At 41.4% G+C, this 13,802-nt stretch carries 10 protein-coding genes and 3 tRNA genes; 1 reads left to right on the top strand and 12 read right to left on the bottom strand.

Translation table 11 applies throughout. The features are described 5' to 3' along the window. Positions 1–304 precede the first annotated feature (304 nt). The 9 genes from CHI10_RS07555 to CHI10_RS07515 all read right to left on the bottom strand — a co-directional run bounded on the left by CHI10_RS07555 (position 305) and on the right by CHI10_RS07515 (position 9,900). Positions 305–1,273 carry a sugar phosphate isomerase/epimerase family protein gene (locus tag CHI10_RS07555; RefSeq protein ID WP_095243673.1) on the bottom strand — a complete coding sequence of 323 codons (969 nt, stop codon included), beginning with the start codon at positions 1,271–1,273 and terminating at the stop codon, positions 305–307. Between the two features lie 12 nt (positions 1,274–1,285). After that, positions 1,286–2,314 (bottom strand): Gfo/Idh/MocA family protein, encoded by a 1,029-nt coding sequence (locus CHI10_RS07550; protein WP_095243672.1) that lies wholly within the window; start codon positions 2,312–2,314, stop codon positions 1,286–1,288. A 9-nt stretch (positions 2,315–2,323) separates the two neighbouring features. Continuing rightward, a complete protein-coding gene (locus tag CHI10_RS07545) occupies positions 2,324–3,352 on the bottom strand; it encodes a Gfo/Idh/MocA family protein (RefSeq protein ID WP_095243671.1) in 1,029 nt (342 codons plus the stop codon). Beyond that, positions 3,349–4,092, bottom strand: a complete 744-nt coding sequence (locus CHI10_RS07540) for a ThuA domain-containing protein (RefSeq protein WP_095243670.1) — start codon at positions 4,090–4,092, stop codon at positions 3,349–3,351. Before CHI10_RS07540 ends, CHI10_RS07545 begins: the two co-directional genes overlap by 4 nt. Positions 4,093–4,107: 15 nt before the next feature. After that, positions 4,108–4,836: a response regulator transcription factor gene (locus tag CHI10_RS07535; protein ID WP_095243669.1), complete on the bottom strand. Its 729-nt coding sequence runs from the start codon at positions 4,834–4,836 to the stop codon at positions 4,108–4,110. Further along, positions 4,814–6,628, bottom strand: coding sequence for a sensor histidine kinase (locus CHI10_RS07530; protein ID WP_095243668.1), 1,815 nt, complete (start codon positions 6,626–6,628; stop codon positions 4,814–4,816). Before CHI10_RS07530 ends, CHI10_RS07535 begins: the two co-directional genes overlap by 23 nt. Before the next feature lie 147 nt (positions 6,629–6,775). Next, complete coding sequence (locus tag CHI10_RS07525; protein ID WP_095243667.1) at positions 6,776–8,062, bottom strand: ABC transporter substrate-binding protein; 1,287 nt, start codon at positions 8,060–8,062, stop codon at positions 6,776–6,778. A 69-nt stretch (positions 8,063–8,131) separates the two neighbouring features. Continuing rightward, the gene (locus CHI10_RS07520; RefSeq protein WP_095243666.1) at positions 8,132–8,959 is read right to left on the bottom strand and encodes a carbohydrate ABC transporter permease; all 828 of its coding nucleotides are present in this window, start codon (positions 8,957–8,959) and stop codon (positions 8,132–8,134) included. After that, entirely contained in the window at positions 8,959–9,900 is a 942-nt protein-coding gene (locus CHI10_RS07515; protein ID WP_095243665.1) for a carbohydrate ABC transporter permease, read from the bottom strand. The genes CHI10_RS07520 and CHI10_RS07515 overlap by 1 nt, the downstream gene beginning before the upstream one ends. Positions 9,901–10,497: 597 nt before the next feature. On the opposite strand from CHI10_RS07515, the gene CHI10_RS07510 reads away from it, so the two are divergent. Continuing rightward, positions 10,498–13,371 carry a PAS domain S-box protein gene (locus CHI10_RS07510; RefSeq protein WP_179288973.1) on the top strand — a complete coding sequence of 958 codons (2,874 nt, stop codon included), beginning with the start codon at positions 10,498–10,500 and terminating at the stop codon, positions 13,369–13,371. A gap of 116 nt (positions 13,372–13,487) precedes the next feature. Here the strand turns inward: CHI10_RS07510 and CHI10_RS07505 are convergent. The 3 genes from CHI10_RS07505 to CHI10_RS07495 form a co-directional block, all read right to left on the bottom strand. Then, a tRNA-Leu gene (locus tag CHI10_RS07505) sits at positions 13,488–13,569 on the bottom strand. Between the two features lie 23 nt (positions 13,570–13,592). Further along, positions 13,593–13,681: transfer RNA gene (locus tag CHI10_RS07500), tRNA-Leu, on the bottom strand. 28 nt (positions 13,682–13,709) lie between these two features. Next, positions 13,710–13,783: transfer RNA gene (locus CHI10_RS07495), tRNA-Cys, on the bottom strand. Between the last annotated feature and the right edge of the window lie 19 nt (positions 13,784–13,802).

Raw genomic sequence — 13,802 nt, 5'->3', positions numbered from 1 at the left:
TAATATATTATTTTTAGCTACTGACTTTTTTCCCGTTCTTGCATGCCTCTTCCTCTAAAAGCTGATTCAAGGAAGCCTATGCGTCGAGGCAACTCGAAGCCGATTCATGGATGTGTCGCTCGTGGCTGAGGTTTTACCACTAAACTACACCCGAGTTTGTGAATGTATATTCAATCATAAATACAAATATGAATAAACATTTTGTCGAATCAACTATTTCATAGTACTAAATTCAGCGTGAGTGGTCAACCCTTTTTGAGAAATTTGTCGAAAAAATAGAGAGGGGCTATTTCCCCCTCCCTGCTTATACCCACCACATTTCTGAAGGCTGCTCTTCGATTAAGATGGTTTTAAGGTTCCTTACTGCTCTTGAAAATCCTTCTTCAATCGACATAAGCGGATCTTCGTGCTCGATGCTGACAACGTAGTCATAACCAAACGTGCGCAAGGCGCTCATCATATCAGACCATTCCTGCAGGCTGTGTCCGCACCCGACTGACCTGAATGTCCACGCCCTGGTCTGGACATTGCCATATGGCTGCATATCCGTTAACCCGTACATATTCACATTTTCCTGGTCAATATAGGTATCTTTAGCATGAAAATGATGAATGGCATTTTCTTTTCCCAGTATCTTGATTGCTGCCACAGGGTCGATGCCCTGCCACCATAAATGGCTAGGATCCAGATTGGCCCCAATCGCGTCACATGTTTCTTCCCTTAATTTTAAAAGCGTGTAAGGAGTGTGCACTAGGAATCCTCCGTGCAGCTCGAGACCGATTTTCACATTATGGTCTTTGGCAAATTGTCCTGCTTTCTTCCAGTAAGGAATGAGCTTCTCCTCCCATTGCCATTTCAGCACTTCTCCATACTCATTCGGCCACGGTGCGACCGGCCAATTCGGATGCTTTGCCCCTTCCCCGTCACCTGCAGTGCCGGAAAAACAGTTAACAACCGGAACATTCATTAAGCTCGCTAACTTAATTGTGTCGTATAATACACGGTCCGATTCCTCTGCAAATGCTTTATCAGGTGAGATCGGGTTGCCATGGCAGCTGAATGCGCTGATTTCCAGTCTCCTCGACAAAACCTTGTTAAGGTAATCATCCCGAAGTTCATCGCTTTCCAAAAGCTCCTGCAGGCTGCAGTGAGCGTTACCGGGATAGGCTCCAGTTCCGATTTCAACAGCCTTAAGACCTGCAGCTTTCACATGATCGAGCATATCCTCAAAATTTTTGTCAGCAAATAGTACGGTAAATACGCCGAGCTTCACAAAATCCCCTCCCTAATATAATTCTCGTTTGCTGCTGCTATAAATCGCATCGATAATCCTGGTTGTCTGTAAAGCTTCTTCTGCTTTAACCATAAATTCTTCCCTGCCCAAACAGCTGTTTATAAAGTTCCGTGCCTGCGTTAAAGCATAGTCATCTTCTCCAGGGAGCCACTCTGAATGTGTATTCAGGAGCATCCCATATTTAGATTGATTTAACCTGAATGGAAATAAATCCATGCCTCCATGCTGCCCTGAAAGGCTGAGGCTTTCATCATCCCTTTCAATATTGGCAGACCAGGAAGTCTCAAAAAGAAGGGAAGCGCCATTCGCAAATTTTATGTAAGCTGTCACATGATCATCTACATTAAAGGATTGATGGTCAAAGCTGCCCCATAGATTCACCTGATCAGGCATTTTGCTTAATGTATTATAAGCTGTTCCAGATACCTCCGTTTCCGCCGGGTTTCCAAGAAGCCACAGCGAGAGGTCAAGCAGGTGGCAGCCGTAATCAATCAAGCTTCCGCCGCCCTGAAGCTCCTTATTGGTAAAAACACCCCAGCCCGGCACCTTTCTTCTTCTCATCGCTCTTGCCCTGGCTGCAAACGGAGTGCCAATTTCATTTTCTGAAATGAGTTTTTTGGCAGCCTGTGCCTCTTTCATGAACCGGTAGTGATAAGCAATGGCTAATACCTTCCCGGACCTGTCTCTTGCCTCTATCATTTTCCTGCATTCTTCTGCCGTCATGGCCATCGGCTTCTCACACAAAACATGCAGTCCAGCCTCCAGCGCAGCAGCGGTAATTTCAGCATGAAACTTATTCGGTGTACAAATAACCACGGCATCTGTTTCAGTGAATACTTCTTTATAATCTGTAAAAACGCTGCTGATTCCAAACTTTTTTGCAGCCTGCAGTGCAGTATCCTCATTCACATCGCAGATAGCTGTTATGGAAGCACTGTCCGATAATTTCATTAACACGGGAATATGCCGGGATTGGGCAATTCCTCCAGCACCGATAATTCCGATCCGAAGTTTCTTCATGGATGCACCTCAACTGATTCTGACAATCTGCTTGGTTTCGCTGGACTCCAGCGCAGCAAGGATTACTTGGAGCGACTTCATCCCCTCGGAACCTGAGATGGCAGGCTCCTGTTCATTTAGAATACTTTCAACAAAATGGTCAATGACACCTGAACTCTTTTGCCCGCCTTCTTCATTTGTCTGGATTCCGCCGAGCTCGTACTTCACTGTTTCACCGTTTGCATACTGAACAATGAGAGAGTTCACCGGATCATCCTCGAGTCTCAAAATCGCTTTCTCACCATAAATAATTGTAGAATTGTCTTCTCTAGATACGTAAGACCAGCTTGCAGCCAATGTACCGATCACACCGCTTTCCGTTTTCAAAACGCATACGGCTGTATCATCGACATCAGCATCCATTTTGGCACTCGTCTCGACAAATGCTCCCACCTCAGCAAACTCTTCACCCAGCAGATAACGCAAGAGATCCGTCTTATGGACACCAAGGTCACCCATCGCGCCAATAAAAGCCTGATCCTTTTTGAAGAACCAGCTTTCTTTGCCATCTGCACTCCATCCCTCCGGCCCGCCATGGCCAAAAGCTGTCCGGAAACTGTAGATTTTTCCTGCTTCGCCTCTTGCAATCAATTCCTTTGCTTTTTTATGAGACGGAACAAAGCGCTGATTATGAGCAATCATTAATTTCTTTCCACTTTTTCGGGCTGCCTCTATCATGTCCTCTGCCTCTTCCTTAGATGTGGCCATTGGCTTTTCACATAAAACATGCTTGCCCGCGTTCAATGCTGCAACTGAAATAGGGGCATGCAGATAATTCGGGGTACAGACGCTCACTGCATCTATATCCTTATCAGCTAACAGTTCCCTATAATCGGTGTACGCCTTCACCTCGTAAAGGTCAGCAAATCCTTTTGCACGCTCTTCATTAATATCACATACTGCTGCAATGACAGCCCCGCTGCTTGCATGATATTCAGGCATGTGCCGATGCTTGGCTATACTTCCGCATCCAATGATCCCAATCTTGAGTTTTGTCATTTTAATTCCACTCCTTCATGTTTCACACTGATTCTCTCAAGCGGCTTCGCATTTCCATAGACCGGTACCGGAAGATCAGCCGGCTTCGCCCACTTAATAGCATTTTTAATAACCTTCTGAACGTCCTTATGATAATAGGTTGGATACGTTTCATGCCCCGGGCGGAAATAAAAGATTCTTCCCTTTCCCCTCTTGTATGTACAGCCGCTCCTGAAAACTTCCCCGCCTTCAAACCAGCTCACCATAACTAGCTCATCCGGTGCAGGAATATCAAAATGTTCTCCATACATCTCTTCTTTTTCAAGCTCAATATATTCTCCAAGTCCTTCTGCAATCGGATGGCTCGGGTCTACAATCCAAATTCGTTCCTTTTCATCCGCTTCTCTCCACTTTAAATCACAGGAAGTTCCCATCAGCACTTTAAAAATTTTAGAAAAATGGCCGGAATGTAGGACAATCAGCCCCATTCCATCGAGAACTCTTTGTTTTACTTTTTCGACGATTGCATCTTCAACTTCCCCATGCGCCAGATGCCCCCACCAGACTAAAACATCTGTTTCCTGTAAAACAGCATCACTGAGTCCATGTTCGGACTCATCCAATGTCGCTGTCTTTACCTTGAAATCTTCTCCATTTAAAAAATCGGCAATGGCACCGTGGATGCCATCTGGATAGACTTCCCTTACCTTTTCATCCTTTTGCTCATGACGATTCTCATTCCAGACAAGCACGTTAATCATCGATCTTCCTCCTTCTTAATTTATACTTCTATATTCATTTGGGGAAATTCCCTCAGTCTTTTTAAAGACTTTGCTAAAATACTTTTCATCCTGATAGCCAACCTGGAAAGCAATTTCATAGATTTTCAGTTTATGGTTCTGCAAGAGCTCCTTGGCCTTGTTCATTCGGACCTTCGTTATAAAGTCTGTAATAGTAGCCTGATATTCCTGTTTAAACTTCCTGGAGATGTACTCCCTGCTTAAATAAAATCTGTCTGCAATTTCCTGCAGATTAATATCTTTGTTATAGCTTTCCAGCAGAAACTGTTCTATTTGCTGAATCACATTCATCTCCCTGTTTTGCTCCTGCCGGCATTCTTCTGGAGAATTTTGCTGCTTCCATTCTTTAATGGCTTTCTCCAGGATTTCATTCAAAATGTCCGGATCGATAGGCTTTAAGATATAATCAAAGCTTTTATAACAGATGGCATTCCTCATATAATCAAAATCATCATAGCCGCTGACAACAATCGTCTTGCTGGATAGATCTGAAGAATGTATCCATTTTAAAAGGCTTATGCCATCTCTCTTTGGCATGCTCATATCTGTGAATATGATTTCCGGGCGATGCTCTTTAATCAGCTTTACGGCCTCATTTCCATCTGCCGCCTCCATGATCGTGTCAATTCCAAAGCGGCTCCACTCTCCCAGAAGCATTAAGCCTTCCCGCACATGCTGTTCATCATCCACAATAATTGCTTTCATCTTTTCCACCTTCCATCCTTTTTGGAAGTTTAATAGAAACAAGCAGCCCGCCCTGCTCAAGGTTCTTAAGCTGCAGGTAAGCCCGTCTGCCATAATAAAGTTTTAACCGGACATAAACATTCTTCAGTCCGATATTCATTGACTCTCCCTTATGCCCTATTCTGTCATTCATCAAAAACATCTGGATTTCCTCCAGCCTGCTCACCGACACACCTGTACCATTATCCTCAATTAAAATATCCAGATAAAATTCATCCTGTATGCAGGTTATTTTAACCTCTCCAGTTTTTTCGCGTGCATCAAAGCCGTGCTTAAAGTAATTCTCCACTAAAGGCTGTAAAATCATTTTCGGGACAGGAAACTGCAATGCTTCTTCATCAAGCTGAAAATTGAACTGAAGCTGATCACCAAACCGCTCCTTTTGCAGCAGGAGGTAGGCCTTGGTATGCTCGATCTCTTTTTGAAGAGGAACCATTCCCTCCTCCATATTCATGCTGTACCTCATGATTTTTGAAAGGCGGGTAACAGAAGAATAAATTTGCGGACCCTGATTTTTCAAGGCCGCAGTTCCAATTGACTGCAATGCATTGTATAAAAAATGCGGATTAACCTGTGACTGCAGAACCTTAAGCTGGTTTGTCTTATTTTCAAGCTGAAGCTTATACTCCCGATTAATCAGATCATTGATTTTATCGATCATTTGCCTGAATCGATCCCCGAGATAACCAATCTCATCATGGCCGAAAGATTTAAAACGGACATCGAGATTTCCCTTTTCAACCTGATCGATATTTTTCAGGAGGATTCTGATGGGAGAGGTTATTCTGACAGAAATAAATAGCGTTGCGAGAATAACCAGGCACAGCCCGATAACACCAAACATGATATTGATTTTCGCCACACTAAATGCACTTTCATATAAAGTGGTATATGGGACTCGCTTGACAAGATACCAGCCGCCTGAATTTTGCGATAATTGATCGTATATCATTACACCGCTGAATGTATCTTCCTCCCATTCAGCCGTGCCATTTTCTTTATTTGCCCCTATCACCCAATCAATCCACTCAGGCGTTTTATCTCCGTTTTCAGCTTCATCCGTTGAACGGTAGATCATGTCACCTTCAGGAGATATAATATAGAATTCTTCATTTTCCCCCGAATAAAGATTGCGGCTGATATTGGTTATTTGATCCGGTGAAAACTCCAATGATATATAGGCCAATAGATCATCCGCCGGAATATTGATTAAAGACCGGTGAAGCGTAATTACGTTCTCAGGCTTCTTTTCATCAGGATCCTTTATCTTATGGACGGGCTCAAGAAACATATTGTTTGGACTTTCTTCCGCTTTTTCGTAATATTCCTGATTGGCATTTGTCAGCCTCTTTGAAAACACAACAGTAGAGCGGCGTGACGCTGTTATGAGCCGATCTTCCTTTGCAACTGCAATATTAACCCGTTTGATATTTTCCTCAGCATACAATATGGTCGAAATGACATTTCTTACAGCTTCGACAGCCTGATAATTATTTTCCTTCCTGGGATCCTTTAAAAAGTTGATAAAACCCGGATTATTGTAGAGAGATAGTGTCAGCCCATCCAGTTCATTTATGTACCCCTCCAGGTTCACTTTGCCTTGATATAATAGATTGCTATTTTCTTTAATGGCCTGGTCCTTCAAGGACTCGGCTGTATGATAGTAAGTGATGATAATGGACGCTCCAAATGGAACGATTGTGGCAACCATTAATAGAACAATCAGTTTATTCCTAATGCTCCTTTTGAACATTTACATCCCCCGCTGCTATCTCTTTTACAATAGTATAAAGCAACTTCCCTTTTTGGGGATGCCTTTTTTGCTATGGAATCTATCAGATTATAAAAATAGAAAACAGAAAGCATATCTTTCGCAGACATGCTTCCCGTTTCACCAAATTTATTTCAAGTTATCCCAGGATGCCTGGAAGCGTTCAACAACCGTATCATAATCAATTTTTCCGGCAGCATATTCCTGGATTGTTGCTGCAAACTCTTTATTTGCACCATCCGGCCATCTGAACCATGTCCAAGGAATCGTTTTCTCTTCCTTAGAATACTCAAGAATATGCTTTCCAAGTGGCCCCAAACCTGTTGGCTCAATATTGTCAAAGGCTGGAATGAAAGCAAACTCTTCTGTGATATAACGCTTTCCTGTTTCAGATGAAACCATCCAGTCAAGGAATAACTTGGCTTCTTCAAGATGCTCAGAGTTTTTGTTTAAAACCCAGTTGTTCGGCACGCCTACCGGTAATCGGTCAGTATCCGCTTCATCATCAGTCAGCGGAATCGGAAGGAATCCCATATTAATGTCAGGGTCGATTTCAAGAATCATGTTCTCCGTCCAGTTCCCCTGCTGAAGCATAGCTGTTTTGCCGGAAGCAAATAGTGTGACTTGCGTATTGTAATCAGTTGTTAACGGATTATCATTTCCAAAGTTAATTTCAGTATCAAGTACTTCTTTAAATTCTTTAAATTTATCATTGCCGGTCAACTTTTCAGATCCGCTGTATAAGCCTTCGATAAATGCTACAGGATCCTCCTGCTGTGCAAATGGAATGTTTAACAAATGCTGCCCAATGACCCACCACTCACCGTAACCGGCAGAGAAAGGGGTAATTCCTTTATCTTTGAGCTTTTTAGCAGCATCCTTCAGTTCAGAAATTGTATTAGGCGGTTCAGTAATTCCCGCTTCTTTGAATAAATCCTTGTTATAAATAAACCCGTATCCTTCCAGGTTTACAGGCATTCCATAAAGCTTGCCATCTGTATCGGTCGTTGGAACCTTACCAATTGGAAGCACATGCTCTGCCCACGGCTCATTTGAAAGGTCAGCAAGATGCTCTTTCCAAAGCTCCAGTTCCTTAAATCCGCCATTGTTAAAAATGTCAGGCTGTTCTCCGGAAGCAAACTTCGCTTTTAAAGCGGCACCATAGTCAGCACCGCCTCCGACTGACTCAAGCTTAATTTTAATATTTGGATGCTCTTTTTCGAATTCGCCAATCATTTCCTGAAGCTGATCGGCAATCTCCACTTTAAATTGGAACATGTTCAGTGTTACCACTTCATCACCATTCTTTGAATCATCCTTAGGCTTTTCATCCCCTGAAGAGCTGGAAGAAGAACAGCCCGCCATAATGCCGGCCATCAGAATCAATGACAGCAGTAATAGAGCAAAGCGTTTCATTTTGTTTCCCCCCTGAATAATTTTTTATATAAACTTTCACAGTCCCTTTGGCCGCAAAAGTTTCTACAACTACTTAATTGAGCCTTGTGCAATGCCTTTTATTATATGCTTCTGCAGGAACAGGAAGAAAATGATGACCGGTGTAATTCCCATTACAAGGGCAGCTAGTCCCATATCCCACTGCTTTGTATATTGTGCAAAGAATGAGCTTGTGGCCAAAGGAATCGTCCTAAGTTCTGCATCCTGAAGCACCAGAAGCGGCAGGAGATAGTCATTCCAGATCCACAATGTATTTAGAATGACAACCGTTACAGTAATTGGCTTCAGAAGCGGAAACACAATTCTCCAAAAGACGCCAAACTGGCTGCACCCATCAATTCGGGCCGACTCTTCGATCTCGATTGGAACTGTTTTAATAAAACCGTGATAAAGGAAAAGTGATAATGGTACACCAAAGCCAAAGTACATAATGATGAGACCGGGAATGCTGTTTGTCAGATTCAGCGTGCCTCCGAGTTTCATCAGAGGAATCATAACGGTCTGGAATGGAATAACCATCGCAGATACAAATAAAACAAACAGGATTTTGCTGAATTTCCCCGGAGTCCTGACCATCTTCCAGGCAGCCATAGAACTGATGACAACCAGTCCAATATTGCTGATTACCGTTATTATAAGCGAATTCCAGAAGGCCCGAGGAAAATTAATGATATCCCATACCTTCAGATAATTGGAGAATAAAAATTCCTGCGGCCATGCTGCAGCATCAATCAGGATATCCGCAAAACCTTTAACAGAATTAATAAACACGAAGTAAAAAGGAATGAGAAATATGATTCCTAATACGATTCCGATGATCTCCAGCAGCAGCGTAACCTTCGTATATCTGGGATTCATTATGCCTCAACCTCCCTTTTCTTCGTCATCATCACCTGAACCGTTGTAAAAATAGCTACCACAAGGAAGAATAAAATCGATTTTGCGGTACCAAGACCATACCGGTTATTCTGGAATGCCTCCTGATAAATATTAATCGCAACGGATTGTGTCGAGTTAAATGGCCCGCCGCCTGTCAGTGAAATATTCAGGTCGAAAATCTTAAATGCCATGGATATCGTTAAAAAGAAACAAATCGTGAACGCCGGTAAAATAAGCGGAACGATTATTTGTGTCAGCAGTGTCCAGCTTGATGCACCATCGATTCTTGCCGCCTCCAGCAGTGTCTGATCAACCCCCTGCAGTGCTGCAATATAAATAACCATCATATATCCGCTGATCTGCCAGGCAAACACAATCACAATGCCCCAGAATGCTGTTGTCTCATCTCCAAGCCATGGAAGCTTAAAAATGGAAAGATCCGTTAGATTACCGATAGCAGCAAACCCTTTTACAAAAATAAACTGCCAGATGAACCCGAGCAATAATCCCCCGATAACATTCGGAATGAAAAACACAGTCCTCAATAAATTCCTGGACTTCAAGGCTGCGTTCAATAATAATGCAAGTCCAAACCCCAGTAAATTACTAATAATAACCGAGGCTAACATAAATTTAGTAGTAAAAATAAAGGAATCAAAAAACTTAGGATCACTCTTAAAAATCTTTATATAATTTTCAAGCCCAACCCACTCAACCACAGAACTAACGCCATTCCAGGACGTAAACGAATAATAAATCCCCATCAGGAAAGGAATGATCTGTATCACCAGGAAAAAAATTAATGCCGGTCCTACAAAAGCAAGGTATGTTAAGATCTTTTTCACATTTGCTTTTTTCCTGGAAACTGTTTTAATCTCTGATTTTATTACAGGTTCCCCGATCTCAGCCTTTGTCTCCAACTCTCTTCACCGCCCCCTCTTCTTTTGCAAACGCTTTCCTTCATTATATTTGAAACCGTTTGCCTATATAGGTGACTGAATTGACTAAATGGTGCAATATTTTGACTTTTTCAAAAGATCAATTGTCTAATCCTTGTTTCTGAGCAGCCTTCCGAATAGTTCAGAACCCTTTTTCGAACCCACCCTCTGAACCGTTCGGAACCCTGCATAGAAACAACTGGTGACAATCAGAAATTGGCTGCATTGATGATTGAATTTAGCCGATGTTTTATATGAACTTTTGATAACTCAGTAAAGCATTTGGACGGTTCTTAACATTGCGCTTCATTCGGTTTACGAAGTAGTGTTAGCTATGGAAATATTACAGTAAATATAGGAACGGTGATTAATTATGAAAAGAAGAGGCAGTCTCAAAGTATATGCTTTTGAGACTCCCTCTTTTTATATAGTAGCGGATGACTACCAAAAATTGATCTGAACTTAAATTAACCCAATAGGAAATTTTCATATATAGTGTAAAATATATTATTATACTATTCAGAAAAAGTCGAATTTTATATGTATCTATGGATGAACTATTTGATTGGGGGGCTTGGTATGAAGGGATTAATTACCTTGGATAAGAATTATTTAGGAAAACAAAGACTTGAACGAGAATGGGAAAATTTTATTTGTGGTACGAATCCTTCCCCGGATATTCGATCCATGACGCATGATTCGTGGCAGCGGAGTTTAGAATTTGGAATTTGTCCACTTAAAAGTAAAACATCTATTAAAATGAGTGATGACCAAATCAAAGAATATGTTACCTACGATCCCCTGTACCGTACGATCAAACCGGTGCTGGCTAGATTAAAAGATAAGTATATGGATACTGGACATATGATTGTGTTTTGTAACGGTGAAGGAGAAATCATTTCTATAGATGGAGATTTGTCCTTAATGCTCAAGGCTGAGGATATGAACTTTGTATCCGGTTCTTCCTGGGCAGAAAATAATGCAGGGACGAATGCTATTGGTACAGCCATTGCCACTGGTTCTCCCGTTGAGGTATTTGCAGGAGAACACTTTTGCTATGAAGTTCAAAAGTGGACATGCTCAGCTGCTCCTATCCGTGATTTAGTTACCAATGATATTTTGGGTGTTATTGACATGACTGGGTTATGGACAGCTAATGATCCTTATTTTTTGTCCGTTGTAACCTCAGCAGCACAAGATGCATCTGTATTACTGCATAATCAATTAAATTTAGAACGCTTTAAGCTGGTCGATTATTACCAAAGTCAGATGATTTCTCATCAGTCGAAATCAATTACAGCTGTAATCGACCGCAATTGGAAGGTAATAAAAGCTTCCCAATCCTTGTATGAACAAGGTTTAATAAATTCGAATCATCTCTTTGTTCGTTCCCCATCACGATCGGCACCTTTGAAGCTCGGAACACGTTGGGAGGTTGACCATCTTAATGGAACATGGCGTTTTGAACTTACTCCTTATATATACGGTGGTATCCCAATTGGCGGCATTGTAAATGTATTTCCACCATCCCAGCCAAAAGGTCAGGCGGTAACTCTAGCTGCAGTGGATTGTCCTAAAAACAGTGAAATTACATCTCTAAACTTCAAATACTCTAAAAATCAATTAGACAACGACATTAAAGAATGGTGTAAAGGTACTGAGTTTTATAAAGCCATTTTTGATCAAAATTATGACGGAATCTTTCTCTGTGATTTAGATGGTAATTTCTTAGATGTGAATGCGTCTTTAGAGAGAATGATCGGTTATACAGGGGAAGAGCTTGAAAATAGGACACTTTCTTCCATCGTTCTTCCAGAATTTCTGGAAGAAGGAGTATGGCATATCCGAAAAACCATGCAAGGAAAATCTCAGGAATTTGAGTCAGCCATTAAACACAAAAAAGGATATCAAATCGATTTAATAATAAAAAGTTCTCCAATTTTTATAGACAATAAAATTGTTGGAATCTATGGAGTGGTAAGAGACATTACGAAAAACAAGCAAATTGAAGAAGTGCTGCAGTTAACTAGACAACAATTGGACTTATTCCTAAAAAATACATTCGATTCTATTATTATTATTGATTTACAACTCAATGTGATTAAAGTGAATGAAGCGTTTGAAAAAGTCTTTGGCTGGACGGAGCGTGAGGTGATCGGAAGACTGCTGCCAATTATTCCTGAGTTTTTAGTTGATCAATGTTTTGAAATGTTTAAAAAAATAGTTGAAAGTGGTCATGTATTTTCGAGTGAAACGGTTAGGCAGCGAAAAGATGGGAGTCTTATTGATGTTTTCGACTTTATTTCCCCCATTGTCAATGCGAAAGGACAAGTATCGGCTTTCGTATGCATTTTAAGAGATATTTCAGAACGCAAAAAAATGGAAGAGGCCTTAAAAGAAAGCGAGAAACGATTACGGACTTTGATTAATGCGATGCCTGATGTGATTCTCTTTAAGGATGGAGAAGGCAGGTGGCTGGAAGCGAACGATTATTCTCTTAAGAGTTTCCAGTTTCAAAATATTCCTTATCAAGGAAAAACGGATAGTGAACTTGCTGCTTACAATGAGGCGATTAAAAAAACCTTAGAATTTTGTGAAGAATCCGATCGAAGAGCTTGGGAGAATCGCAGAAATACACGCGCAGAAGAAGTCCTTCCTCTAGCAAACGGAGAATCGAGTATTTTCGATGTGATCAAGGTTCCGATTTTTTATCCTGATGGCAAACGTAAAGGGCTTGTCATCATCGGACGTGATATTACAGACCTAAAGCGTACGGAAGAATTATTAAGAAAATCGGAGAAGCTTGCGGTTGTTGGCCAATTGGCCGCAGGAATAGCACATGAGATTCGAAATCCATTGACGAGTATCAAAGGTTTTCTTAGTTTATTCCGATCTTCTGCTGACAAGAAAAATGAAGAATTTTTGGACATCATGTTGTCCGAAATAAATAGAATTGAATGCATTACCAATCAATTTATGGCCGTAGCTAAGCCGCAGGCAATCAGCATCCAGTTTCAAGATTTAAATGATTTATTGGAACAGGTTTCTGTCGTGATTCTTCCTGAAGCAACGATGAATAATATACAAATCAGAATTGAGACGGAACCTGACATTCCTTTCGTTGCATGCGATGTGAATCAATTAAAACAAGTATTTATCAATATCATAAAAAATGCGATCGAAGCCATGCCGATGGGAGGAGAAATATTTATAAAAATCACTAAATCGGACGATCATCATGTTCACATTCGTTTTATTGATCAAGGGTGTGGGATACCTCAAGAGCGCATTCCATATCTCGGCGAACCATTTTACAGTCTAAAAGAAAAAGGAACAGGCTTAGGACTGATGATATGTTATAAAATTATCAAAGAACATCAGGGAAGAATTTTAATAGAAAGTGAAATTAATAAAGGAACAACCATTGATATCATTTTACCGATCCTCCTTTAGATGGCTATAGTTACACGATTCAAGGCACACGATTTTCACTTTGTAAACTGCACAAAAAAAGACTTTCAACAGAACGTTGAAAGTCTTTTTTGACAGCTTTGGCATGCTGTCTCGGATACCGGTGGCCGGGGTCGAACCGGCACTCCAGAAGGAACACGATTTTGAGTCGTGCGCGTCTGCCAATTCCGCCACACCGGCATATTAAAATGTTATAAATCTTGTGGTGCCGAGGACCGGAATCGAACCGGTACGGTAGTCACCTACCGCAGGATTTTAAGTCCTGTGCGTCTGCCAGTTCCGCCACCCCGGCGTATATCAGCGAATCAAGATTTAGATTATGGAGGCGGCAACCGGATTCGAACCGGTGGTAAAGGTTTTGCAGACCTCTGCCTTACCACTTGGCTATGCCGCCATAAAAATAAAGAAATTCT

Source organism: Bacillus sp. 7894-2 (genome assembly GCF_002272225.1).
Taxonomy (GTDB): domain Bacteria; phylum Bacillota; class Bacilli; order Bacillales; family Cytobacillaceae; genus Cytobacillus.
This window is presented reverse-complemented; position numbering and strand designations above follow the sequence as displayed.